Annotated in this window: 24 protein-coding genes and 3 pseudogenes; 12 read left to right on the top strand and 15 right to left on the bottom strand. The window is 72.3% G+C overall.

The genetic code is table 11. The annotated features are described in order from the left end of the window. Positions 1-369: pseudogene (locus AB0B72_RS13070) on the top strand (hypothetical protein); the annotation flags it as partial. Between the two features lie 167 nt (positions 370-536). Here AB0B72_RS13070 and AB0B72_RS13075 read toward each other — a convergent pair. From AB0B72_RS13075 to AB0B72_RS13090, 4 genes are all read right to left on the bottom strand, one after another. Further along, entirely contained in the window at positions 537-1,295 is a 759-nt protein-coding gene (locus AB0B72_RS13075) for a phytanoyl-CoA dioxygenase family protein (RefSeq protein ID WP_367738845.1), read from the bottom strand. Between the two features lie 44 nt (positions 1,296-1,339). Beyond that, positions 1,340-1,672, bottom strand: a complete 333-nt coding sequence (locus AB0B72_RS13080; protein ID WP_367738846.1) for a MerR family transcriptional regulator — start codon at positions 1,670-1,672, stop codon at positions 1,340-1,342. A gap of 136 nt (positions 1,673-1,808) precedes the next feature. Beyond that, the gene (locus AB0B72_RS13085; protein WP_367738847.1) at positions 1,809-2,252 is read right to left on the bottom strand and encodes an Hsp20/alpha crystallin family protein; all 444 of its coding nucleotides are present in this window, start codon (positions 2,250-2,252) and stop codon (positions 1,809-1,811) included. Between the two features lie 299 nt (positions 2,253-2,551). After that, positions 2,552-3,604, bottom strand: a complete 1,053-nt coding sequence (locus AB0B72_RS13090) for a radical SAM protein (RefSeq protein WP_367738848.1) — start codon at positions 3,602-3,604, stop codon at positions 2,552-2,554. Positions 3,605-3,800: 196 nt separating this feature from the next. On the opposite strand from AB0B72_RS13090, the gene AB0B72_RS13095 reads away from it, so the two are divergent. The 6 genes and pseudogenes from AB0B72_RS13095 to AB0B72_RS13120 form a co-directional block, all read left to right on the top strand. Further along, positions 3,801-4,490 carry a DJ-1/PfpI family protein gene (locus AB0B72_RS13095; RefSeq protein WP_367738849.1) on the top strand — a complete coding sequence of 230 codons (690 nt, stop codon included), beginning with the start codon at positions 3,801-3,803 and terminating at the stop codon, positions 4,488-4,490. Positions 4,491-4,557: 67 nt separating this feature from the next. Beyond that, positions 4,558-4,881, top strand: a complete 324-nt coding sequence (locus AB0B72_RS13100; protein ID WP_367738850.1) for a multidrug efflux SMR transporter — start codon at positions 4,558-4,560, stop codon at positions 4,879-4,881. Positions 4,882-4,891: 10 nt separating this feature from the next. Beyond that, a complete protein-coding gene (locus AB0B72_RS13105; RefSeq protein ID WP_367738851.1) occupies positions 4,892-5,545 on the top strand; it encodes a TetR/AcrR family transcriptional regulator in 654 nt (217 codons plus the stop codon). Then, positions 5,542-5,871 carry a DUF952 domain-containing protein gene (locus AB0B72_RS13110; protein ID WP_367738852.1) on the top strand — a complete coding sequence of 110 codons (330 nt, stop codon included), beginning with the start codon at positions 5,542-5,544 and terminating at the stop codon, positions 5,869-5,871. The genes AB0B72_RS13105 and AB0B72_RS13110 overlap by 4 nt, the downstream gene beginning before the upstream one ends. 54 nt (positions 5,872-5,925) lie before the next feature. Then, the gene (locus AB0B72_RS13115; RefSeq protein ID WP_367738853.1) at positions 5,926-6,321 is read left to right on the top strand and encodes a VOC family protein; all 396 of its coding nucleotides are present in this window, start codon (positions 5,926-5,928) and stop codon (positions 6,319-6,321) included. A gap of 200 nt (positions 6,322-6,521) precedes the next feature. Beyond that, a pseudogene (locus AB0B72_RS13120) lies at positions 6,522-7,639 on the top strand (transposase); the annotation flags it as partial. A 44-nt stretch (positions 7,640-7,683) separates the two neighbouring features. On the opposite strand, the gene AB0B72_RS13125 reads toward AB0B72_RS13120, so the two are convergent. Further along, positions 7,684-8,058 carry an ArsR/SmtB family transcription factor gene (locus tag AB0B72_RS13125; RefSeq protein WP_367738854.1) on the bottom strand — a complete coding sequence of 125 codons (375 nt, stop codon included), beginning with the start codon at positions 8,056-8,058 and terminating at the stop codon, positions 7,684-7,686. 347 nt (positions 8,059-8,405) lie between these two features. Between AB0B72_RS13125 and AB0B72_RS13130 the strand changes: the two are divergent. Beyond that, positions 8,406-9,953: pseudogene (locus AB0B72_RS13130) on the top strand (heavy metal translocating P-type ATPase); the annotation flags it as partial. Positions 9,954-10,233: 280 nt separating this feature from the next. Next, positions 10,234-10,701, top strand: coding sequence for a GNAT family N-acetyltransferase (locus AB0B72_RS13135; RefSeq protein ID WP_367739134.1), 468 nt, complete (start codon positions 10,234-10,236; stop codon positions 10,699-10,701). A gap of 350 nt (positions 10,702-11,051) precedes the next feature. Here the strand turns inward: AB0B72_RS13135 and AB0B72_RS13140 are convergent, their stop codons facing one another. From AB0B72_RS13140 to AB0B72_RS13165, 6 genes are all read right to left on the bottom strand, one after another. Further along, positions 11,052-11,873, bottom strand: coding sequence for a helix-turn-helix domain-containing protein (locus AB0B72_RS13140; RefSeq protein ID WP_367738855.1), 822 nt, complete (start codon positions 11,871-11,873; stop codon positions 11,052-11,054). A 69-nt stretch (positions 11,874-11,942) separates the two neighbouring features. Beyond that, positions 11,943-12,743: an ABC transporter permease gene (locus AB0B72_RS13145; protein ID WP_367738856.1), complete on the bottom strand. Its 801-nt coding sequence runs from the start codon at positions 12,741-12,743 to the stop codon at positions 11,943-11,945. Beyond that, positions 12,743-13,549 carry an ABC transporter permease gene (locus tag AB0B72_RS13150; protein WP_367738857.1) on the bottom strand — a complete coding sequence of 269 codons (807 nt, stop codon included), beginning with the start codon at positions 13,547-13,549 and terminating at the stop codon, positions 12,743-12,745. The genes AB0B72_RS13145 and AB0B72_RS13150 overlap by 1 nt, the downstream gene beginning before the upstream one ends. Before the next feature lies 1 nt (position 13,550). Beyond that, the gene (locus tag AB0B72_RS13155; protein ID WP_367738858.1) at positions 13,551-14,486 is read right to left on the bottom strand and encodes an ABC transporter ATP-binding protein; all 936 of its coding nucleotides are present in this window, start codon (positions 14,484-14,486) and stop codon (positions 13,551-13,553) included. Between the two features lie 107 nt (positions 14,487-14,593). Then, entirely contained in the window at positions 14,594-15,010 is a 417-nt protein-coding gene (locus AB0B72_RS13160; RefSeq protein ID WP_367738859.1) for a hypothetical protein, read from the bottom strand. 169 nt (positions 15,011-15,179) lie between these two features. Beyond that, positions 15,180-15,446, bottom strand: coding sequence for a hypothetical protein (locus AB0B72_RS13165; RefSeq protein WP_367738860.1), 267 nt, complete (start codon positions 15,444-15,446; stop codon positions 15,180-15,182). Positions 15,447-15,611: 165 nt separating this feature from the next. On the opposite strand from AB0B72_RS13165, the gene AB0B72_RS13170 reads away from it, so the two are divergent. Both AB0B72_RS13170 and AB0B72_RS13175 read left to right on the top strand, forming a co-directional pair. After that, on the top strand, positions 15,612-16,211 hold the full coding sequence (locus AB0B72_RS13170) for a helix-turn-helix domain-containing protein (RefSeq protein WP_367738861.1): 600 nt from the start codon (positions 15,612-15,614) through the stop codon (positions 16,209-16,211). A 126-nt stretch (positions 16,212-16,337) separates the two neighbouring features. Beyond that, the gene (locus tag AB0B72_RS13175; RefSeq protein ID WP_367738862.1) at positions 16,338-16,787 is read left to right on the top strand and encodes a universal stress protein; all 450 of its coding nucleotides are present in this window, start codon (positions 16,338-16,340) and stop codon (positions 16,785-16,787) included. A 76-nt stretch (positions 16,788-16,863) separates the two neighbouring features. On the opposite strand, the gene AB0B72_RS13180 is transcribed toward AB0B72_RS13175, so the two are convergent. The 3 genes from AB0B72_RS13180 to AB0B72_RS13190 form a co-directional block, all read right to left on the bottom strand. Further along, on the bottom strand, positions 16,864-17,871 hold the full coding sequence (locus AB0B72_RS13180) for an RNA polymerase subunit sigma-70 (protein ID WP_367738863.1): 1,008 nt from the start codon (positions 17,869-17,871) through the stop codon (positions 16,864-16,866). 33 nt (positions 17,872-17,904) lie between these two features. Next, complete coding sequence (locus AB0B72_RS13185; protein ID WP_367738864.1) at positions 17,905-18,918, bottom strand: zinc-binding dehydrogenase; 1,014 nt, start codon at positions 18,916-18,918, stop codon at positions 17,905-17,907. 177 nt (positions 18,919-19,095) lie between these two features. Beyond that, positions 19,096-19,956 carry a LysR family transcriptional regulator gene (locus AB0B72_RS13190; RefSeq protein ID WP_367738865.1) on the bottom strand — a complete coding sequence of 287 codons (861 nt, stop codon included), beginning with the start codon at positions 19,954-19,956 and terminating at the stop codon, positions 19,096-19,098. A gap of 112 nt (positions 19,957-20,068) precedes the next feature. Between AB0B72_RS13190 and AB0B72_RS13195 the strand changes: the two genes are divergently transcribed. Next, positions 20,069-21,463, top strand: coding sequence for an MFS transporter (locus AB0B72_RS13195; protein WP_367738866.1), 1,395 nt, complete (start codon positions 20,069-20,071; stop codon positions 21,461-21,463). A gap of 43 nt (positions 21,464-21,506) precedes the next feature. Here the strand turns inward: AB0B72_RS13195 and AB0B72_RS13200 are convergent, their stop codons facing one another. Next, the gene (locus tag AB0B72_RS13200; RefSeq protein WP_367738867.1) at positions 21,507-22,265 is read right to left on the bottom strand and encodes an ATP-binding protein; all 759 of its coding nucleotides are present in this window, start codon (positions 22,263-22,265) and stop codon (positions 21,507-21,509) included. Between the last annotated feature and the right edge of the window lie 32 nt (positions 22,266-22,297).

Below are 22,297 nucleotides of genomic sequence, written 5' to 3' on the forward strand. Positions count from 1 at the left end.
GACCCCTCCCGCGCGCCGGACCGGTTGTCGGCGCGCTGGCTGCTGGCGCTGGCCGCGCAGCTGGTGCGGGACGTCGGCGCGTTGCTGATCGGCGCGGCCCGGGAGAACAAGAAGGTCGCCACGTTCGCGATCGACGCGCGGGTGCGGTTCGCCTCGGCGGCCGACCGGGCCGCCTTCGCCGAGGAGCTGGCCTCCACCGTCGCCACCCTGGTGAGCCGGTATCACGACGAGAACGCCGAAGGCGGGCGCGAGCACCGCCTGGTCCTCGCGGTCCACCCCCACGTCCCCCCCGACCAGGCCGCCCCCGCCGGCAGCCCCATCGGCGACCCCATCGGCGACCTCGGCACGGACGTGCAGACAGACTCCTGAGCATCACCCCCCGATTTCCCGGCCCCCTGCGAATCCCCCGATCATCCTCGGCGAAGGCCTGCGACTGACCGACTCGGCCACGTTCAAGACCGGCGTGCTCCACCTGACCTATCGGCCCGCCTGAGCACGCGTGGATCGACCGCCTGATACGCCGGAGCCCGGCCGGCTCAGCCGGGCAGGGCCGCCCGTACGGCCTGGCCGAGGGGGCTGGGGGAGCCGGGCCGGAGCGGCTCGGCGAGGAAGACCGGCGCCTGGGACATGAAGCGGGGACGGGACCCGCGATGGGGCTGCGCCGCGTGCACCAGGAAGGGATGGCACACGTAGACGTCGCCGGGAAGCCCGGTCGCGTACGCCACCGGCCGGTCGGCGCTCGCGGCGTCGAGTACCGGCCCGGAGGTGAAGAACGGCAGCCCGCCCTCGCCGTACGGCTCCAGCGCGCGGGCGGCGTCGAGGTGGGATCCGACGCGGATCCGCGTCGGGGCGTCGTCGGCTCCCACCTCGGAGAACAAGATGAGGATGAGCAGGGTGTGCGGCCGTGACGTGACGATGCCCCAGGCCCCGTCGGCCCCGGGATCGTTCTGGTCGATGTGCCAGCCGCTGTCCCCGGCGTCGGAGGGATGGGGGAAGCGGATCGGCATGTTCCCGACGGTGCCCCGCCGCTTCCAGCCTCCGGGGCCGGCCACGGCGTCGAGCGCGGCGGCCAGGCGCGGGCTGCCGATCACCTCGGCGAAGGGGCCCTGCCCGGTGTCGTCGGAGGCCCAAACGACCGGCTTCGTCCATTCGGCGGGCCGGTCGGGGGACAGGCCGATCCGCTCCCACAGCAAAGCTCTGATCCGGTCGCCGGTCTCCCGGGGGAACGCGGCCTCCACCTTGACGAACCCGTCGGCGATGAACCGCTCGACGTCGATGTCGTGCGCAGTCGTCATGTGCAGGACCGTAGCGGGCGCGCGGCCCGCCGATCGACCGGTTTTCAGCCGCCCGGCTCGCCGGGGCCGTTGAGGTCGCCGAGACGGCGGCGTGTGGCCTCCAGCTCGGCGTTGAGCCGCAGGACCTCCTGCTCCAGCTCCAGGATGCGGCGGACGGCCGTCAGCGTCATGCCCTCGTCGACGAGTCCCACGACGTAGCGGACCTGCCCGATGTCGTTACGGGAGTAGCGCCGCTGCCCGCCGGGTGACCGCTGGGGGCGGACCACCTCGAACTCGTCGAGGCGGCGCAGGAACGCCTGCTGGACGGCGAGCATGTCGGCGACCTGGCCGACCGAGTACAGCGGCGCGTTCTCGTCGTCGATGGGCAGGGGGAACATTCTCACCTCCGGGTACGGCGGTGGGCCGCCGCCCGAGCGGGGCGGCGGCCCACCGGTCGATCGCCACCGGACATCGCTACCGGACATCGCCTCGACGGCGGAGCCGGACGCCGTGGCGGCGGGACCTGGCACCGCGTCAGGCCTTGATGGCCTTGTGCTCGGACGCGCCGCGGACCTCCACCTTGCGAGGCTTGGCCTTCTCCACGACGGGGATGCGCAGGGTGAGCACGCCGTTGGCGTAGTCGGCCTCGATCCGCTCGCTGTCCAGGTGCTCGGGCAGGTAGACCCGCCGGGTGAACTGGCCCATCAGGCGCTCCCTGACGAACACCCGGTCGTCCTCGCCGAGCTCCTCCTCCCGGCCGGCGGTGACGCTGAGGACGCCGCGGTCGATCGTGATCTCGATGCCGTCGGGGTCCACCCCGGGAAGGTCGAAGCGGAGCAGCACCTCGTCCTTGCGGCGTACGCCGTCCAGCGGCATGACCCCGCGGCCGCCCTCGGAACCAGTGAAGGCCGAACGGGCGAGACGGTCGAACTGGCGCTCGACCTCCTGCACGAAGGGGTCGATCGACGTGAGAAGCATCGCAACCTCCTAAGTACGAATCTCGATGGAGCTAACCTCCTACTCAATTTATAAGTTACCTCTCTGCCGAGTGCAAGCCCGTCGACGGGAATCGCGTCCCGCCCGGGGGCTGCCACGGAAGCGCCTCGGAACAGTTGTCGCCGCACGGTTGTCGCCATACGGCTGCCACGGCGGGCATACGGCTGCCACGGCGACTCCGCGCCCGTGACAGACAGGTGAGGCCGCCTCGCCCGGAAAGGCGGCCACGATGAACCCGGAACTCCCGGCCGGATCAAACGTGCCCGATCAAACCTGCCGGATCAGACCAGGGCGAGCTGGCGTGCGGGGGAGCGGCGGCGGCGCCAGCGCCGGGCCGACCGGCCCACGCCATAGGTCTCCGCCAGCATCCGCACCTGCTCGGCGATCCGCTGCCGGTAGCCGGCCTCCGCGACCTGGCCCTTGCCGTACAGCGCCTGGTAACGGGGGACCAGGCCGGGGTGTTCTCGCTCCAGCCAGCCCATGTACGACTCGCGGGCCCCGGACGGCAGCCGCAGCACGATCGGGGTGACGCTGACCGCGCCGGCCTCGGCCGCCCGTCGCACCGTGGCCAGCAGGTGATCCGTCGAATCGGTGATGAGCGGCAGGATCGGGGCCATCAGCACCCCGCACGGGATGCCGGCCTCGTTCAGCGTGGAGCACACCTCCAGCCGCCGCTGCGGCGTCGACGCCGCCGGCTCCACGGCCCGCCGTACGCGGTCGTCCACGAAGCCGACCGACACCAGGGCCTCCACCTGGGTGACCTTCGCGGCGTCCCGTAACGCCTCCAGATCGCGCAGCACCAGGGGACTCTTGGTCAGCACGGTGAACGGGTTGCCGGCGTCGGCGAGGGCCCGCACGATGCCCGGCATGAGCCGGTAGGTCTCCTCGGCCGGCTGATAACAGTCGCCGGTGACGCCGAGCGCGACCGGGTCGCCGCCCCAGCGGGGTGAGCCGAGCTCGCGGCGCAGCCGGTCGGCAAGATCGGTCTTCACCACCACCCGGGTGGCGAAGTCCTCAAGGGGGTCGAGCCCCAGGTAGCGGTGGCCGCGCCGGGCCATGCAGTAGCGGCAGCCGGCCTCGCATCCGCGGTAGGGGCTCACCGCCCACTGGAACGGCAGCTCGGCCGCCTGAGGGACGCGGTCGATGGCGGTGCGCGCCGGGACCTCGTAGCAGGTGATGCCGTCGAACACCCGGGTCACCGCCTGCCGCTCGATCCGCGGGCGGGCGGGGCCTCCGCCGAGGAGCGGCTGCTGCTCCGGCATCGGCGTCGGGGGGCCGGCATCGGAGGAGCCGGAAGACGCGTCGCGACGCATGGAGATCAGTAGAACACGCATTCGACCCCTCCGCCAAGTGGCTCGCCGGGAAGACCGCCGCCCCTGCGCCAAGTGAGCATGCGGGAAAGGACCGCCGGGCACCGGCCGCCGACGCGCCCGCCCTGCTGTCCGTACGAACTGACAGGGATCCCAGGTTTTCGGACACGCCGCGCCGTGCGCGTGGTGTCGCAGGACGGGCAGGTGTGACCTTGGGGTTATGACGATGACCATCGCGTTCATGCTCTATCCCGGACTGACCGCCCTCGACCTGGTCGGACCCCTGCAGACCTTGACCGGCCTCGCCCAGCTCGACCCGCGCTTCCGCACCGTCGTCCTCGCCGAGGACCGCGCGACGGTGTCCAGCGACACCCCGCTGCTCCTCGCGGCCGGCCACACCTTCGACGAGATCCCCGAGCCCGACGTGCTGATCGTCCCCGGCGGCATCGAGGGCACCCTCGCCGCGCTCACCGACGAAAGGCTCATCGGCCGCATCCGCCACGCCGCCCGTACGGCGCAGGTCGTGGGCTCGGTCTGCACCGGCTCGCTGCTGCTTGGCGCGGCCGGGCTGCTGGAGGGACGCCGGGCCACCACGCACTGGGCGATGCGGCACCTGCTGGAGCGGTTCGGCGCCGTGCCGGTCGCCGAGCGGTGGGTGGAGGACGGCCCGATCCTCACGGCCGCCGGCGTCGCCGCCGGGATCGACATGGCGCTGTACCTGACCGCGCGGCTCGCGGGGGAGGAGACGGCCCGGAAGGTCCAGCTGTGGATCGAGTACGACCCCCAGCCGCCGGCCGGAGGCATCGACTGGGACGCCGTCGACATCCCGTCGTACCGGCCGATCACGGACGCCCTGCTGACGTCCGCGCTGGCCGGTCATCCGCGAATGCTGGAGCACCTGACCGGCTGACCCCTCGCGGGAAGGGTGGAGCCACCCCTAAAGTGGGACGAGCGTACCGCTTAATGGGAGGTCCTCCATGGCCTGGTTCCTGCTCGCCGTCGCCATCGCGTCGGAGGTCCTGGCCACCTCCGCGCTCAAACTCAGCGACGGGCTCACCCGCTGGGGGTGGACCGCCGCCGTCGCCGTCGGGTACGTCGCGTCGTTCCTCCTGCTGGCCTGGGCGCTGAAACTGCGCATGCCCGTCGGCATCGCGTACGCGGTGTGGGCGGGCGCCGGCACCGCGGCCATCGCCGTGATCGGCGCCCTCTTCCTCGACGAGAGCATGAATCTCCTCAAGGCCGCCGGAATCGGACTTATCATCTGCGGTGTCGTCGTCCTCAACCTTGCCGGCACCCACTGAGGCCCCACCAATGAGCGAACTCCCCCCGCGGGCGCTGCCGTCGGGGCACCTGCAGGCGGGCCGCATCCGGCCGGCCTCGGGCGGCCGCCGCCCCCAGCAACGCGCCGTGCGCCGCCACGAGGCTCTCCTCGACGCGGCGGCCGCGCTGCTGGGCGAGGGCGGCTTCGCCGCGGTGACCCACCGGGCCGTCGCGCAGCGGGCCGGGCTCCCGCTGGCCGCCACGTCGTACTACTTCTCCTCCCGCGACGCGCTGCTGACCGAGGCGTTCGCCCTGCTCGTGGAGCGTGAGCTCGCCCAGATGCGCGCCTCCATGGAGGCGATCACGGCCGTCTCCCCGGACGCGATCGCCGACCTCCTCGCCGGGGCCTACGCCTTCGACCGGCCCCGCCAGCTGGGCCTGTGGGAGCTCTACCTGCAGGCCGGCCGCGATCCGGCCCTGCAGGGCATCGCCCGCGCCTGGACCGACGGTTGCGACGAGATCGTCGCCACGGTCCTGCGGCGGGCCGGATATCCCCACGGCCAGCCGGAAGTCCGCTTCGTCACGACCCTGCTGTCCGGCCTGTGGCTGGAGGACGTCGTCGAAGCCCGGCCGGAGGCCCGCGGACGGGCCCGCGACGCGGTGGCCCGGGCCCTGGCCGCGATCGGCCCTAGGGTGGAGCCATGATCTACCATCTCGCGCTGGCCGGCGACTGGGCTGCGGCGGGGCCTGCGGGTGAATACCGCGTGTCCACCCTCGGCCGCACTCTTGAGGAGGAGGGATTCATCCACGCCTCCGCCGACCTGGAGCAGGCCAGGGGCGTCGCCGGGCGCTTCTACCGCGACGTCGCCGAACCGCTGGTGCTGCTGGCCATCGACGAGGACCTGCTGGGCTGCCCCGTCAGGCGTGAAGTGCCCGACGGGATGACCGAGGCGTTCCCGCACATCTACGGCCCCGTCCCGGTCGCCGCCGTGGTGTCCGCCACGCCCTTCGCCGTCGAGGACGCCGGCTGAGCGTGTCCGATCCGTTCAAGACACGGCCAGGCCGTTCGTTCTAGCGTTGGCCGCATGGCACCTACCTTCGATGTGATCGGCCTGGTCGTGGCCGACATGGGCAAATCGCTCGCCTTCTACCGCCGCCTGGGGCTCGACATCCCCCCGCAGGCCGACAGCGAGCCGCATGTGGAGGCGACGGTCGCGGGCGGGCTGCGGCTCGCCTGGGACACCGTCGAGACGATCCACTCGTTCGACCCGGACTGGAAGCCGCCGGCCGGGGGCCACCGCGTGAGCCTCGCCTTCCGCTGCGACGACCCCGCTGAGGTCGACCGCGTGTACGCCGACCTCGCCGACGCGGGGTACGAGGCGCACAAGCGACCATGGGACGCCTTCTGGGGGCAGCGCTACGCGGTGGTCCACGACCCCGACGGCAACGCGGTCGACCTGTTCGCCCCGCTGCCCACCTGACGCCCGGCCTTCGCCGGGCTTCACCACGCGCCAGCGCCTTCCGCCGGTCCTCGCCGGTCCTTCGCGCACGCTTCGCTCCACCTGGGCCGGCCTCCGGGGATGCTGAGTGCAGGAATTAGCGCTAGATAGTTGATCTTCGTTGGCCTGGCGGCCGACTTCACCCACATCTCCGGCGCCGATGCTGGATGGAGGATTTCGCGGTCAGCCTGTGCGCCCTGCTTGTGGCCGAGGCGTGCAACGTCGGCCTGGTGCCGATCGAGAAGCCGAACGTGCCGGCGCTGACCCGCTGCCCGCTGCAGCAGGTCGACCAGTGCTATGTGCGCGCCGAGACGATCGCGGCCGCCAACGCCCGCCTGATCACCGCCCAGGCCGGCATCGATGTGGTGAAGGCCTGGGGCAACGGCCATATCGCCTCGGCCGATGGGCTGCGCTTCATCGTCCCGGTCGCCAACCTGCACACCGGGCACAACCCGATCTACTTCGGTCGCCAGCGCGGCGCCACTTGGCTGAACGTGGTCAACGACCAGGTGATGGGCATCGGCGGCCTAGTCGTGCCGGGCACCCTGCGCGACTCGCTGTTCATCCTGGACGCCATCTTCAACCTGGACGGCGGCCCCAAACCCGAGACGGTGATCACCGACACCGGCAGCTACTCCGACATCGTGTTCGGCCTGTTCGCCATTTGCGGCTATCAGTTCTCTCCGCGTATCGCCGACTTGGCCGACACCCGGCTGTGGCGTAGCAACACCCGCGCCGTCTACGGGCCGCTGGAACACATGTCCCGTCACGTCATCCGTCTGGACAAGATCCGTGCCCATTGGGGCGACATGCTGCGCGTGGCCGGCTCACTCACCACGGGAGCGGTGCGCGCCTACGACCTGATCCGGATGCTGTCGGCCGACGGCCGCACCACCGGGCTGGGCGAGGCGCTGGCCCATTACGGGCGCGTCTTCAAGACCTTGCACCTGCTGCAGTTCCTGCACGGCGACGGCTACCGGCGCATGATCGGCACTCAGCTGAACGTGCAGGAGGCCCGCCACCGCCTTGCCCGGAAGATCGCCTTCGGCAACCGGGGCCGGGTGCGCCAGCGCTACCGCGAGGGCATGGAAGACCAGCTCGGCACGCTGGGCCTGGCGCTGAACGCGGTCATCTGCTGGAACAGCCTCTACATCGACGCCGCCGTGTAGGAACTACGCGGGCAGGGATTCCCGGTGACCGAGCAGATGTGTGCCCGGCTGTCGCCGATCGCTTTCGACCACATCAATTCCTGGGCCGCTATGCCTTCTCCCGCGCCGACGTCACCACTGGCCTGCGCCCCTTCCACGAGCTCGGTGAGCGACCGCCGCCGAACGGATCTGATGACTACCCGGCAGCGGGCCCGTCGACCGCGGAAAGCCCGGCTGCGCGGTCGGTGTCCTGCCGGTCGATGTGGTCGGCGTGATAGATGCCCTGGGTCAGCAGCCGGCGGACGTGCTCGTCGGCCGCGCTGTAGTAGACGAAGGTGCCCTCACGGCGGCCCTTGACCAGGCCGGCCAGGCGGAGCTTGGCCAGGTGCTGGCTGACCGCGGTGGGCGCGGCGTCGGCGAGCTCGGCCAGGCACGCGACGTTGGACTCGCCCTGCAGCAACGCCCACAGGATCTTGATACGGGTGGGGTCGGACAGCAGCCGGAACGACTCGGCGGCCAGGTGCACCTGTTCCTCGTTCGGCATGTCGAAGTCCGGCAGCGACGTGTGCATGCCCCCATCCTACCCATCATCTTCCTATTTGCGTATCTGCGTGAGTACGCATATACGATGGCGTGGTGATGACTGAACTGACAACCGCCGATCCCCGGCCGCCGACCGCCGCATCACCGCCGGCCGTCGGCGCGTCCTGGCGGCCCGGCGCGTGGTCGCTGCCGAAGGTGCGCTGGGCGGCGGCCGCCACCGTGCTGTTCGCCGCCGGCGGCATCTCCCATCTGGCCGGGGCACCGCCGTGGCTGTGGTGGAGCCTGTATCTGGCCTGCTACGCGGCCGGCGGCTGGGAGCCGGGCCTTGCCGGGCTGCGGGCGCTGCGCGAGCGGACGCTGGATGTGGATCTGCTGATGGTCGCCGCGGCGATCGGCGCCGCGGCGATCGGGCAGGTCTTCGACGGCGCGCTGCTGATCGTCATCTTCGCCACCTCCGGCGCCTTGGAGGCGGTGGCCACGAAACGCACCGCCGACTCGGTGCGCGGCTTGCTGGATCTGACGCCCGAGCGGGCCACCCGCCTGACCGGCGCCGGAGACCACGTCCGGGAGGACATCGTCGACGTGGCGGTGCTCCAGGTCGGCGAGACGATCCTGATCCGGCCCGGGGAACGCGTCGGCGCCGACGGCCGGGTGCTGTGGGGGGCCAGCCCGGTCGACCAGGCGTCCATCACCGGAGAGAGCCTGCCGGTGGACAAGCAGGCCGGGGACGAGGTCTTCGCTGGGACGGTCAACGGCACCGGCGTGCTGCGGGTGCGGGTGACCCGCGCGGCGGGTGAGACCGTGATCGCCCGGATCGTGGCCATGGTGGAGCAGGCCAGCGCCACCAAGGCGCGCACGCAGCTGTTCATCGAGAAGGTCGAGCAGCGCTACTCGGTGGTGATGGTCGCCGCCACGCTGGCGCTGTTCACGCTGCCGCTGGCCTGGGGCGCGAGCGTGCATGACAGCCTGCTGCGCGCGATGACCTTCATGATCGTCGCGTCGCCGTGCGCCGTGGTGCTGGCCACCATGCCGCCGCTGCTGGCCGCCATCGCCACCGCGGGCCGCCACGGTGTGCTCGTCAAGTCGGCGGTGGTGATGGAACACCTGGCGGACATCAGCCAGGTGGCCTTCGACAAGACCGGCACGCTGACCGAGGGCCGCCCGCATCTGACCGGCGTGCACGTGCTGCCCATCCCCGGGCTGTCGGAGGCCCGGCTGCTGGCGCTGGCGGCCGCGGCCGAGCAGGGCAGCGAGCACCCGCTGGGCCGCGCGGTGGTGCGGGCCGCGCGGGACCGCGGACTGACGCCGGCGCCCGCCGAGGAGTTCGGCTCCGAGCCCGGGCGCGGAGTGACGGCCCGCGTGCAGGGCCACCTGGTCGAGGTGGCCAGCCCAGCCCAGCTGCTCCACGGCGACCGCGGCCAGGACGCCGCCGCGGCGGTGGTGGCCGGCTTGCAGGACGGCGGGCACACCGCCGTCGTCGTCCGCGTCGACGGCGCTCTGGCCGGGGTCCTCGCGCTGGCCGACCGGATGCGCCCCGGCGCCGCCGAGACGGTCGCGCAGCTGAGCTCCCTGACCGGGGCCCGACCGGTACTGCTGACCGGCGACAACGCCCGCGCCGCCGAGCGCCTGGCCGCCCAGGCGGGCATCGGCGAGGTCCGCGCGGACCTGCTGCCGGTCGGCAAGGTGACCGCGGTGCGCGAGCTGCAGGCCGGCGGCGCGCAGGTGGCGCTGGTCGGCGACGGCGTCAACGACGCCCCCGCGCTGGCCACCGCCCACGTCGGCATCGCGATGGGCCGCGCCGGATCGGACCTGGCGCTGGACACCGCGGATGCGGTCATCACCCGCGACGAGCTGGCGGCCGTCCCGGCGGTGATCGCGCTCGCCCGCCGGGCCCGCCGCCTGGTGACGGCCAACCTCGTGGTCGCCGCCGTCTTCATCGCCGTGCTGGTGGCCTGGGACCTGTTCGGCGACCTGCGCTGCCACTGGGCGTGGCCGGGCACGAAGGCTCCACCGTCATCGTCGGCCTCAACGGGTTGCGCCTGCTTCGCGACGCCGTCTGGCGCCGCGCCATCGCCGAAAGCCGCACAGAAAGCTGACCCGCGCCATGACCACAACGCCCGGCGGCATCGCCGTCCCAGGCCGCCTCCAGCTCACCGGCTCGGGTCTCATCCTGCGCGAATGGGACGACGGCGACGTGCCCGCCATGGCCGCGCTGTTCGACGACCAGGCCGTCGACCGGTGGACCCCGCTGCGGGCCCCCTTCGACCAGGCGGCCGCCCGTGCCTACCTCGATCAGGCCCGCCGTCGGCGCGCGCACGGCGCCCGGCTCCAGCTCGCCATCACCACCGACGGCCTGCAGCCGCTCGGCGAGATTCTGCTGTTCCCCACCGGCGCCGGCGGGGAGGTGGAGCTGGCCTACGCCGTCGGCGCCGCGCACCGCCGCCGGCGCCTGGCCGTCCGGGCCGTCCAGCTGATCACCGCCTGGGCCTACGACAGCCTGGGCGCCACCCGCGTGATCCTGCGCATCCCACCGGGCAACGCCGCCAGCACGGCGGTCGCCCGGTCGGCGGGCTTCGAGCTGACCACGGCACCGCCGATCAGCCGCGAAGGCGCCCGCGACCCGCTGCACACCTGGCTGCATCGCCGGGCGGGTCAGCCCGCCACCGGCTAACCCCGACCGCCGCGGTGGGCGGCGGCATCGACCTCGCCGCGGCCGCTGACGCGTTCTGCTCGACCGCCCGCCTGGCCAACCCCAACACCCACCGCGCCTACGCCGGCACCATCGACCGCACCGTCGCCCTGCTGGGCGCGAATCGCCCGCTGGCCGACATCTCCGACGACGAGGTGGCGACGCGCTCACCCGGCTGTGGGGAACATGCGCGCCGGCGGCACTGACCGCGACCGGGGCTGGCCATCCGGCCCCGGCTGGCCAGGTGCGGGCCTCGGCCCGCAAGGCGTACCGCTAATTTCTGCACTCATCCTCCTCGGAGGCCGGCAGGCGGTGGCGCACGCGCTCGTCCGTCACCTGATCAAAGCGCCGAGCGGCACGCCGGCCAGCGCCTTGACCTCGCGGGACAGGTGCGCCTGGTCGGCGTAGCCGGCGTCCACCGCCACCACGGCGAACGGCGTGCCGGTGCGGGCCAGCTCCACCGCGCGGTTCATCCGCAGGATCCGCCCGAGGGTCCTCGGCCCGTATCCGAACGCTCCCAGGCACCGCCGGCGCAACTGCCGCTCGCTGACGCCCGCCGCGTCGGCGATGCCCGAGACGGGCAGACCCGACCGCAACCCGTCCACCACTCCGGCGGTCACGCGGTCGGGCCCGGCCGGGCCGTCCAGGCTGCGGAGTCTGCGCATCGCGGCCTCCTGGAGCACCTCACCGGGGTCGTCCGCCACGGCGGCCCTCTCGGCCAGCCGGCGGGCGGAAGCCGAGGGCCACAGGTCCGCCAGCGGCACCCGCCGGTCGCGCAGCTCGTGTGCCGGGACGCCCAAGATGGCGGGGGCCGTGCCGGGCGCGAACCGCAGACCGATGTAGCTCGCCCCGGCACGCGCGGGGAACAGGTGGGCACGGGTGTCCGGCCCGGCGACCAGCACCTGCCCGTCCACCCAGATCAGGTCCATGCACCCGTCGGGCAGCACCCGCAGCTGCGCTCCAGGGGCCTGCCCGGTGCGCTCCGCCTGTCCGCTCAGCAGGATTCGCTCGGCCTGGAGGGACGGCTCGGCCTGCCGGAGTCGTTCGGTCCGCCGGGGCTGGGGGATTTCGGGGACCTGCGGGGCCGCTTCGGACTCGTGCGTCGTCTGCCACAGCACCGCCCCCGGCACCCGCGACGGCCGTTCCTGGAACATCCCCGCAGTATCCCTCCTTCTCCGGTCACAGTCGCGGGTCACGGTCTCCGGCCACGGCGGCCACCACGGTCAGAGGCAGAGCTTGGTCTCCATCCGGCGGGCCGCGAACCAGAGCCCGGCGACGGCCATCACGGTGAGGTAGGCGACGTGCCAGAGCAGCCCCGGCCCCACCGCTCCGAGGCACAGCCCCCGCACCAGCTCGACCGCGTGGTAGAGCGGCGTCACATGGATGAGGATCTCCACACCGAGCGGATAGTTCTGCACGGGGGAGAAGGTGCCGGAGAACAGGAACAGCGCGAACTGGCCCGTGCCCAGCAGGTCGAAGTCCTGCCAGCCCCGCATCAGCGTGCTGACCGCCATGCCGACCGAGCCGAACGCCAGCCCCACCAGCACCGTGGCGGGCAGGGCGGCCAGCGCCCACCCGGGCTCCGCCAGCCGCATCACCACCATGATCACCAGGAAGATGCCCGTGTAGAGGGAGCCCCGCGCGATCGCCCAGATGAGCTCTCCGACGGCGATCTCCATCGGCCGCACCGGAGTGGCCAGCACCGCCTCGAACGTCTTCATGTACTTCAACTTGAAAAAAAAGTTGAACGTCGTCTCCGCCAGGGCGCCGGACATCGCCGAGACCGCCAGCATCGCCGGGGCGACGAACGAGGCGTACGGCAGCGTGCGCCCGTCGACGTTCAGGTCGCCCACGAGCGCGCCGACCCCGACTCCGATCGACAGCAGATACAGCAGCGGCTCGAAGAAGCCGGAGATCAGGAGGATCCCGTACGCCGGGCCGGACCTCAGCGCCCCGATGTTCCGATTGATCACCGCTCCCACCCGGGCGGGGGAGATGCGGGACACCACCAACGTCGTCATCATCAGTCTTCAAGCCTCCGTTGGAACGCCCGCATCGCCAGGAACGTCCCGGCCGCCGCCCACAGCACCAGGTAGCCCAGGTGGGCCGCCACCGGCCAGGCCGGTGCGCGTCCGAGCGTGGCAGCCCGGCACAACTCGACCGCGTGCCACAGCGGGGAGGCGTACGCCACCGGGCGCACCGGCGCCGGCAACTGGTCGACGGGGAAGAAGACGCCCGCGAACAGCGTCGAGGGGATCACCACGAAACGGAACAGCAGGGCGAAGTAGCTGTCGTTCTCGATGCGGGCGGCGAACGCGACCACCGGTGCGGAGACCGCCACCGTCAGCAGCGCGCACACCAGGGGAGTGGCCACCGCCCAGGCGGAGCGCAGCCCGCCGAAGAACACCACGACCACGAGGAAGGCCGCCACCGCCATGGTCACCCGGAACATCAGGTAGAGCAGATGCCCCCAGATCATGTGCAATGGCTGCACCGGGGTGGCCCGCATCGCGTGGTAGCCGCGGACCCACTTGAAGTCGCCGAGGACCGAGTAGGTCGACTCTCCGACCGCGATCTGGAAGGCCGTCGCGCCCAGCACGCCCGGCACGATCCACGACAGGTAGTCGACGCCCTGGACGGAGCCGACGTACCCGCCGACCCCGATGCCGATGCTGAGCAGGAACAGCACGGGAAGCACGAACGAGGAGAACACCGACGCCTGCCACAGCCGCCGGTACAGCGACAGGTGCCGTTCCAGCACGGCGACGGTGGGACGCACCGCGCGCGGCGCGGCGGAGGAGGCGGGGGTGGGAGCGGTGGCGGTGGTCATGTCAGTCCACCAGCGTCCGGCCGGTGAGGTGGAGGAACACGTCCTCCAGGGTGGAGCGGCGCACCAGCGTGCTGGACGGCGACAGGCCGCGGCGGTGCACCTCGGCCAGCGCCGCGTCGCCGTCGACGACGTAGACGAGCACCCGGTCGGGCAGCGGGTCGACCCGTTTGCCCACCCCCTCCAGGGTTGCCGCGTAGCCGGCGTTGGAGTCGAGCCCGTCGGGGAAGCGCAGCTCCAGCACCTCGGGGGTGGAGTACGTCTCGATCAGCGACCGGGGCGACCCCTCGGCCACGATCTTCCCGCCGTCCATGACGACGAGCCGGTCGCACAGCTGCTCGGCCTCGTCCATGTAGTGCGTCGTCAGCACCAGGGTGGTGCCCCGCTGCTTCAGCCGGAACAGCCGCTCCCACAGCAGGTGGCGGGCCTGCGGGTCGAGCCCGGTCGTCGGCTCGTCGAGCAGCACCAGATCAGGCTCGTTGATCATCGCCCGGGCGATGGTGAGCCGCCGCTTCATGCCGCCGGACAGCGGCTCCACCTTCCCGCCGGCCCGGTCGGCCAGGTGCACGAACTCCAGCAGCTCGTCGGCCCGCCTGCGGCTCTCGGCGCGGGAAAGCCCGAAGTAGCGGGCGTAGGTCGTGAGGTTCTCCCGGACCGTCAGGTCGGGGTCGAGGTTGTCCAGCTGCGGGCAGACCCCCAGCCGGGCCCGGATCCTGGTGCCGTCGCGCACCGGATCCATGCCCAGGATCCGCAGCTCCCCGGCGGTCGGCGTGGACACACAGCCGATCATGCGCATGGTGGAGGATTTGCCCGCCCCGTTGGGCCCCAGGAAGCCGAACGCCTCACCCGGCGCCACCTCCAGGTCGATCCCGTCGACGGCGGTGAAGTCTTCGAAACGTTTGACCAGGCCACGGGCGTGAATCAACGGTTGGTCAGCCACGGTCGAGACCCTAACGAACGCCCCCGACAGTTCCGCAACAGGTTATCCGCGTGCCTGCCGCTGCGCGTTCGCCGGGGACCGGCCTGAGTATGCGCACGAATCGGCCTTCAGGAGACGTCGCCGGACTTCGCCCGCCGGCTGCGACGCCATGGCTCGCCGGGTGCCGTCACGTACTGGGCGAGCACATGGCGCCAGGGGATGACGGCGGCGATGACGACGACCCACAGGACCGCACCGGCCTGGGTGCGGGTGGCGCCCTCGAGCTGGTCGCCCGACCACAACGGCAGGGCGACGACCCCGAGCCAGAGCAGCTTCCACGAGACTTCGAGGAGCAGGATGGGAAGCATGCGCTGGGGGTACCGGACGCCGAGAAGCGCCAAGAACGACATGGCGATGAGCAGGCATTCCTTGGTGCCTTCCGCAAGCCCCCAGGGCTCGTGGCCGAAGAGCAGGGGCCATTTGATCACAGCGAGGCCCACCCCCATGACGAGGTAACCGACGCGAAGCAGATTCAGCTGCCACACCGAGAGCTGTCCAGAAGGGCGTGCCCCTCGCCCCTGGGATGGGCACGGCTGGAGGGGTGCGGTCGGTGACGGTTCCCGTAGCTGCTTCATGATGACTCCTTGGTGAGTGTCGTCACACAAACGGTGGCGCCGGGACGGTTTCCCGGCAGCCGGGCACGGATCGTGGTGGTCAGCGGCTCGCGACGCGGGTCAGGAGACGTCGGCGGAGGCGGTGCAGTTGTGGCATCAGTCCGTAGATGACGATCGGCACGGCGATGGTGGCGAGCACGAAGGTGCGTGCGACCGGTGTGAGTGTGCCGAGCCAGTCTCCGAGCGCGAGGTTGAGGAGAGTCAGGGTCGGGAAGACGGCCAGCCAGATCATCAGGGCCAGCTGGTGCTTCGTCGGGGGACCGGCCGCGGCGGGCCGGGAGCTCGGGGCCGGGTGGGGGTTGGTCATGCTGACTCCTTCGCGTAGGTGTCACCGGCCGGTATGTCCGGGCATCCGTGGTCGAGGTCGCGCACCGGGGACGCTCGTACGTCCGGAGGCGGGTTCATGCCCCAAGGCTGGGGCCGCCCGGGCAGATCACCTACGAAAGTTGCCGTTTCCGGGAAAGGAAGTCAGATGAGCCTCGTGGAGGACACCTCAGCGGCGGCCATCGCCGCGACGCTCGACCAGGTCGGGCCCCGGCTCAAGCGACTGCGCAAGCACCGCCGGATGACCCTCACCGATGTCGCGCAGACGACCGGCATCTCCAAGAGCACGCTGTCACGGCTCGAAACCGGGGGACGGCGGCCCACCCTGGAACTGCTTCTCGCGCTGTCGCATGCCTACCGGGTGCCGCTGGACGACCTCGTCGCCGCCCCCGAGGAAGGCGACCCACGCCTGCGGCTCAAGCCCGGCCACGTCAAGGGCAGGATCGTGATCCCACTGACCCGGCAACCGGGCGGCATCCAGGCATGGAAGATCATCATCCCGGCCGGCCAGGTCACCCCGGAGCCGCGCGCACACGACGGCCACGAGTGGATCTATGTCCTGTCCGGCCGCATGCGGCTGGTCCTCGGCGACCTGGACCGGGTGCTCGGGCCGGGTGAGGTGGCCACCTTCGACACCACGGTGCCGCACTGGTTCGGCGGCACGGGGGCTGAGCCCGCCGAAATCCTCAGCATCTTCGGACGACCGGGCGAACGCATGAGCGTCCCCACGACGTCTCCGCGGCCCTAGTGCCTCCACGCGTCGCGGGTGTCGCGCGCGAGCCGTGCGAGTGCTCGGTTGTCATCCGGCCGAAGCCGGCCGCCCTGGCCGCCCCCCGGAGGCGCGCCCCCTGACCACCGCCGTAGGCTCACAGACATGAGCGCCTTCGAGATCGGCACCGACGGCCCTCAGGTGATCGTGGTCGGCGTCGACGGCTCCCCGACCTCGCTGCGCGCCGCCGCGTACGCCTGGGGCCTCGCTCGCCGCCAGGGATCGAAGGTCGTCCTCATCCATGTCACCGATCCCGGCACCACCAGCCTGCTCGTGCCCGCCGCGTCGGCCTCGATGATCGAAGCGGGCCGGCAGGTGGCGGCCGAGCTCCGCGAGCAGATCGACCACTTCGCCGGCACAGCCGGCTCCAACGTGTCGTACTCCTTCCGCGCCGAGCTGGGGGACCCCGCCTCCGTCCTCACCCGGATCTCCAACGAGGTCAGAGCCGACGCCGTCGTCGTCGGCGCCTCCGCCCAGGCGGGCCACCGGTTCGTCGGATCGGTCGCGGTACGCCTCGTACGCGCCGGCCGCTGGCCCGTCACCGTCGTCCCGTAAGCCGTCATGGGGAGATCCGGCCGCCGAGGCTCCCGGTGGACTCCGTTCGATCCACACGGCTGTACCCGCCGGCGGCTCAGTGCGCGAGCACGTCAGGGAAGCCGAACGTCGCCACCAGCACGGGATCGTGGAACTTGATCACGCGGGAGATGCCGGTGGCGGTGGGGGCCAGCACCACGGCGCCGTCGGCGCGGAGCGCGCCGTCGGCATGCCGGTGGTACACGACGGCGGCGGGCTGGCCGTTGGCGGTGGTCGCGAGCATCCGCCAGTCGCCCGGTGTGCCCAGCACGTACGTGCCGAGCACGTGGACGCACATCGCCCGGCCCGCCTGCCATTCGCGGAACGGCGTCGCCTCCAGCGTGGCGTCCGCACGTAGCACCTGTTCCAGCAGGCCGACGTCGGAGCGCTCGAAGGCCGCGATGTAGCCGTCGAGCAGCGCGCGTGCCCGGTGGTCGGCCGGTTCGAGCAGTTCCTCGGGCTCCGGCTTCAACTCGTCCAGTCGCGCACGGGCGCGCTGCAGACCGCTCTTGACCGCCGCCGTGGTGGTGCCGAGGATCTCCGCGGTCTCGGCCGCCGAGAATGCCAGCACCTCGCGCAGGATGAGGATCGCGCGTTGGCGGGAGGGCAGGTGCTGCAGGCTGGCGACGAGCGCCAGCCGCAGCGACTCGCGTACGACCACCACCGCAGCCGGATCGTCGGCGGCCGGTGCGATCCACGCGTCCGGCAGCGGTTCCAGCCACGAGACCTCGCCCGGCGCAACGGGAGCGGGCGGGCGATCGGGTCCGTCGTAGGGTCCTGTCAGACCTGAGGGCAGCATCCGGATGGGGCGCGGCTCCAACGCCGTCAGGCAGACGTTGGTGGCGATCTTGTAGAGCCAGGACCGAATCGACGCCCGGCCCTCGAATCCAGCGTAGGACCGCCACGCCCGCAGATAGCTCTCCTGCACCAAGTCCTCTGCGTCGTGCGCCGAGCCGACCATGCGGTAGCAGTGCGCCAGCAACTCCCGGCGGAACCGCTCGGTCTCGACGGTGAACCGGTCCCGATCCAGCGCCGTCCGCAGATCCGGTGTCAGATCCGATCTCACGCCGCGAGCCTAGTATCGCAACACATCCGTCTCTCAGGGCAGCAGGGCGAGTTTGCCGACGGTGGCCCTGGTTTCCAGTTCCGTCAGCGCTTTCGGGCCCTCGGCCAGTTCGTACACGGTGGGCAGGCCGGGGGAGAGCACACCGGCCGCGATCAGCGCGAACAGCTCACCCATGAGCTCGCCGAACAGCTGCGGCGCGGCCTGGATCAGCACGCCGATATTGAGGCCGACGATGTGGACCTGGTGCTTGTACACCAGCTCCCAGTTGGTGATCGGGGCTTCGCCGCCTGCCACGCCGTAGACGATGACCCGGCCGGTGACCCGCTTGGCCGCGGCCAGGCCGGCGGCGAAGGCGGCGCCGCCGGCCGACTCCAGAACCACGTCGACGCCGCGACCGCCGGTCAGCTCCCTCACCTCGTCGGCGAGGTCGCCGCCGAGAGAATCCAGGACGTGGTCGGCTCCCAGTGCCAGCACCGTCTCGTGCTTGCCCGGCGAGGCGGTGGCGATGACCGTCGCACCGTAGTGCTTGGCCATTCTCACCGCGGCCTGGCCGGTCGCGCCCGCCGCGGCCTGGATCAGCACAACGTGACCGGCGGCGATGCCGCCAAGAGGCTTGAGCGCGGCCAGCGCGGTGGGCCAGTTCACGAGCAGACCCAGCGCCTGCTGCTCCGTCCAGCCCGCGGGGACCGGCACCGCCGCGGCCGCGGGCAGGACCATGTACTCGGCGAAGGCGCCGGACCCGATGCCGACGACGCGGGCCCCCGGTTGCGGGCCGGTCATCTCGCCCATCGCCTCGCCCATCGCCTCGCCCACCGCGACGATCTCACCGGCGGCTTCGAAACCCGCCAGGTACGGCGGTCGCGGGCCGTCCCGGAACGTGCCGTAGGCCTTGGAGACGTCGGCGAAGTTGACCCCGGCGGCCGTGACGCGGATCAGGACCTCCCCCTGGCCGGGGCTCGGCACCGGCGCGTCGGTGATCAGGCGCATGTCCTGCGGGCCGTTGAGGGAAGTCTGCTGCAGCGCACGCATGGTCGCTGGAATGCTCATCGGCGATCGGCCTTTCTTTCTCGGCGTACATGAAAGAGACCGACCGCCCCGTTTGCGCGGGTCGCGCCTCCCACCATGTAGACCCCGGCCACCACGAAAAGGAATCGGCCGCTCCCCGACCAAACGGGGCCGGCTTCCGCCGAGCCCGGCCCGAACCGCCAGGCCGAAGTCCGCGGATCAGGCGCCGGCGGCGTAGAGGACGTCACGCAGCCCGGGCAGCTCCTCCCGGTCGCCGCGCCAGACGAGCCGCAACATCAGCTCCGGGGCGAACAGGGCGAGCCTGATGAGCGCGCCGGACGCGAGGGCATCCGACACCGCGAACTCCGGAAGCAGCGAGATGCCCAGGCCCTGCTCGGCCCACGCGCGCATCACCGGGACGCCGCCGGCCTGGACCCGTTCCGGACCCGGCCCGACGACCTTGTCGGCGGCCATCAGGAACGAGCAGCCCGGCACGTTGACCAGCAGCCGCTCCCCGCGCAGATCCTCGGGCACCACGTGCGGCCGGCCAAGCAGCCGATGCCCCGGGGCCGCGACCAGGACGAGCGGAACGCTTTCGACGTCGAGGAAGGACAGCGGCGCCGACGGCGGGGGAAAACCGAGATCCCCCAGAGCATCGCCGGTGTCCCACAGCAGCGCCGCCTCCAGCCGTCCTGCCGCCACATCCGCCAGCAGGCCGGCCCGGCCGCCGGTGCGCACCTCCACACGAACGTCCGGGCGGCGCCCGGCGAGCCTCGCAAGGACCCGCGGCACATAGGTCGCGGCGATGGTCTCCAGCGCGCCCAGCCGCATCTCCCGCCGGCGCCCGGTCACCTCGCGGCGCGCCTCCTCCGCCTGGTCGAGCAGGCGGCGCGCCCACCGCACCAGACGCTCACCCGGCGCGGTCAGGCGCATGCCCGTGGCCGTCCGCTCGAACAACGCCACACCCAGCGACCTCTCCAGGACGCGTATCTGCTCCGAGACGCTGGAGGGCGCCATCTCCAGGGCGACAGCGGCGTCAGTCACCGTCCTGTGCCGCACCACGGCCTCGAAAGTACGCAACTGGCGCAGTTCCATGCCCCGGACAACTCGCCGGGAGCGTTCGGAAATTCCGAACGGCGCCTGCGGGTGCGCCGGTGGAGGCGGCACAGCCCCCATCACGACAGTGAGAGGCATGACCACTCCCCACCCCACACTCACCGGCACACGGGGCGGCCCCTCACGCGCCGGACGACGGCCGCTCACCCTGCTGGGCATCTCACTCGGCTACTTCATGGTGCTGCTGGACATGACCGTCCTGTCGGTCGCCGAGCCCGATCTGGCCACCTCGCTGCACACCTCGATCGCCGGCCTGCAATGGGTGACCACGGGATACACGGTGGTGTTCGGCGCGTCGCTGCTGTCGGCCGGGGCCGTCGCCGACCGGCACGGCGCGCACCGCGTCTTCCGCGCCGGCGTCGCGGCGTTCGGGCTCGCCTCGCTGCTGTCGGCCCTGGCCCCCACGCTCGGGCTCCTGGTCGCGCTCCGCGCGGTGCTCGGCGCCGCCGGGGCGGCCTGCGTGCCCGCCTCCATGGCGATCATCGCCCGGCTCTACCCCGGCCAGGCCGAGCGTGCCCGCGCCGTGTCGGCCTGGGCGGCCATCAGCGGCGCCGCCGTGGCCGCCGGCCCGATCGCCGGCGGCGCCCTGGTCGACCTCGCGGGCTGGCGGGCGATCTTCCTGATCAACGTGCCCGTCGCCGCGCTGGTGCTCACGCTGACCGCCGGACGGGCCGTCCGCTGCCCGCGCGGCGACCGGCGCACCGACTGGACGGCACAACTCGCGGCCTGCGCGGTGCTGGCCCTGCTGACCGACGCGGTCATCGCCGCCGGCTCGCGCTCCTGGGGGCACGCCGCCGTATCCGGGACGGCCACGGCGCTCGCGGCGGCCGTGTTCGCGGCCCTCGAACGGCGCAGCGCGGCCCCCGTACTCAACCGGGCACTCCTGCGGAACGCAGGAGTGCGGGCCGGGCTGGCGGCCGGCGCGGCGGTCAACTTCACCCTCAACGGAAACCTGTTCGTCCTGCCCCTGCTCCTCCAGCGGCACCACCACCTCAGCGCCTCCGCCAGCGGCCTGGCGTTCCTGCCGCTCACCCTGCCGTTCGTGCTCAACCCGCCGGTGACCGGCAGGATCACGGCGCGGTTCGGCCCGCGCCCGCCCATCCTCACCGGAATGACACTCCTCACCGCGGGCGGCGTGGCGCTCGGCTGGGCGGCCTGGACGCAGGCCGGCTACGGCCCGCTGGCCATCGGGCTGCTGCTCACCGGATTCGGCGTGTCGTTCGCGCTGCCCGCCCTGGTCTCCGCCGTCATCGCCGCCGCGCCCGAAGGCACCGCGGGAGCCGCCGGAGGGCTGCTCAACGCCGTCCGCCAGACCGGGGCCACAATCGGAGTCGCCACCATGGGCGCTCTCGCCGGCCTGGGCACCGTGACCGGATCGGCATACGCGCTCCTCCTCGCGGCCCTGGTGTGCGCCGCGACCGGAATCCTGTTCGCACGCGGAACCGCCCCGGCGAAAACGACCGGAGCCTGAACGAGGCGCCGCCACACCCGCTCCCGCGGGATGACACGCCGGCTCACCGGCGATCGGAGACGTCCAGCTCGCGCAGGCCACGGAGAACGCGCAGCAGCGTCGCCCTGTCGGGCCCCTCCACCCTCTCCGCGCGCGGGTGACGGCGGGCCCGCCGGGGGAGCGGCACCACCTCCGCCACCACATGCCCAGGCCGTACGTCGCCGTGACGGCGCGCGGGCACGTCGGCGAGCACGTCCCCACCCGGGAAGCCGGGCACGCGGGCCGGCGCCCCGGGGATGGGCAACTCACACCAGACGATCTTGCCCCGGTCGGCGGCCGTGTAATGCCCCCAGCTCGCCGCCAAACTGTCCACCAGGGCCAGCCCCCGGCCGCCCTCGTCCAGCGCCTCCCCGTCCCTCGCGACCGGCTCCCGCTCGCTGACGTCCCACACCTCGATGCACAGACGCCGCCCCGGGGCGACCCGCAGCCGCAGCGCGACCATCCGCAGCACCACCGGGAACATCGACGACGCGAACGGCGAGCCGGCCACCGCGTCGGTCGCCTGCACGGCGTTGGTCACCAGCTCCGACACCAGCAGCTCCGCCGTGTCGGTCACGTGCCCCAGCTCCCACCGCCCGAGCTGGCACCGCACGAACGCCCGCGCCCGCCGCGGAGCCGTCACGGCCGAACCGAACACCTGGTGGGCGGACCTCCGGTCGTCGTGGGAGGGGAAGGGGGAGATCAGCATCCCGGGCGCGGCGCCTGGAGGGGCCGGCCGCACACGGCCGGTGGAGGAGAAGCCATGCCTCCGATAATCCGCCATGCCCGGGAGCGAGGAGCCCCTGTTCGCCGGAT

The sequence above is a fragment of the Microbispora sp. NPDC049125 genome (assembly GCF_040802045.1).
Lineage (GTDB): Bacteria > Actinomycetota > Actinomycetes > Streptosporangiales > Streptosporangiaceae > Microbispora.

Coding starts and splice junctions, on each gene's coding strand:
- AB0B72_RS13075 (WP_367738845.1), bottom strand. CDS start 1,295: ATGACGACTGCGCACGACATCGACGTCGAGCGGTTCATCGCCGACGGG.
- AB0B72_RS13080 (WP_367738846.1), bottom strand. CDS start 1,672: ATGTTCCCCCTGCCCATCGACGACGAGAACGCGCCGCTGTACTCGGTC.
- AB0B72_RS13085 (WP_367738847.1), bottom strand. CDS start 2,252: ATGCTTCTCACGTCGATCGACCCCTTCGTGCAGGAGGTCGAGCGCCAG.
- AB0B72_RS13090 (WP_367738848.1), bottom strand. CDS start 3,604: ATGCGTGTTCTACTGATCTCCATGCGTCGCGACGCGTCTTCCGGCTCC.
- AB0B72_RS13095 (WP_367738849.1), top strand. CDS start 3,801: ATGACGATGACCATCGCGTTCATGCTCTATCCCGGACTGACCGCCCTC.
- AB0B72_RS13100 (WP_367738850.1), top strand. CDS start 4,558: ATGGCCTGGTTCCTGCTCGCCGTCGCCATCGCGTCGGAGGTCCTGGCC.
- AB0B72_RS13105 (WP_367738851.1), top strand. CDS start 4,892: ATGAGCGAACTCCCCCCGCGGGCGCTGCCGTCGGGGCACCTGCAGGCG.
- AB0B72_RS13110 (WP_367738852.1), top strand. CDS start 5,542: ATGATCTACCATCTCGCGCTGGCCGGCGACTGGGCTGCGGCGGGGCCT.
- AB0B72_RS13115 (WP_367738853.1), top strand. CDS start 5,926: ATGGCACCTACCTTCGATGTGATCGGCCTGGTCGTGGCCGACATGGGC.
- AB0B72_RS13125 (WP_367738854.1), bottom strand. CDS start 8,058: ATGCACACGTCGCTGCCGGACTTCGACATGCCGAACGAGGAACAGGTG.
- AB0B72_RS13135 (WP_367739134.1), top strand. CDS start 10,234: ATGGCCGCGCTGTTCGACGACCAGGCCGTCGACCGGTGGACCCCGCTG.
- AB0B72_RS13140 (WP_367738855.1), bottom strand. CDS start 11,873: ATGTTCCAGGAACGGCCGTCGCGGGTGCCGGGGGCGGTGCTGTGGCAG.
- AB0B72_RS13145 (WP_367738856.1), bottom strand. CDS start 12,743: ATGATGACGACGTTGGTGGTGTCCCGCATCTCCCCCGCCCGGGTGGGA.
- AB0B72_RS13150 (WP_367738857.1), bottom strand. CDS start 13,549: ATGACCACCGCCACCGCTCCCACCCCCGCCTCCTCCGCCGCGCCGCGC.
- AB0B72_RS13165 (WP_367738860.1), bottom strand. CDS start 15,446: ATGACCAACCCCCACCCGGCCCCGAGCTCCCGGCCCGCCGCGGCCGGT.
- AB0B72_RS13170 (WP_367738861.1), top strand. CDS start 15,612: ATGAGCCTCGTGGAGGACACCTCAGCGGCGGCCATCGCCGCGACGCTC.
- AB0B72_RS13175 (WP_367738862.1), top strand. CDS start 16,338: ATGAGCGCCTTCGAGATCGGCACCGACGGCCCTCAGGTGATCGTGGTC.
- AB0B72_RS13185 (WP_367738864.1), bottom strand. CDS start 18,918: ATGAGCATTCCAGCGACCATGCGTGCGCTGCAGCAGACTTCCCTCAAC.
- AB0B72_RS13195 (WP_367738866.1), top strand. CDS start 20,069: ATGACCACTCCCCACCCCACACTCACCGGCACACGGGGCGGCCCCTCA.
- AB0B72_RS13200 (WP_367738867.1), bottom strand. CDS start 22,265: ATGGCGGATTATCGGAGGCATGGCTTCTCCTCCACCGGCCGTGTGCGG.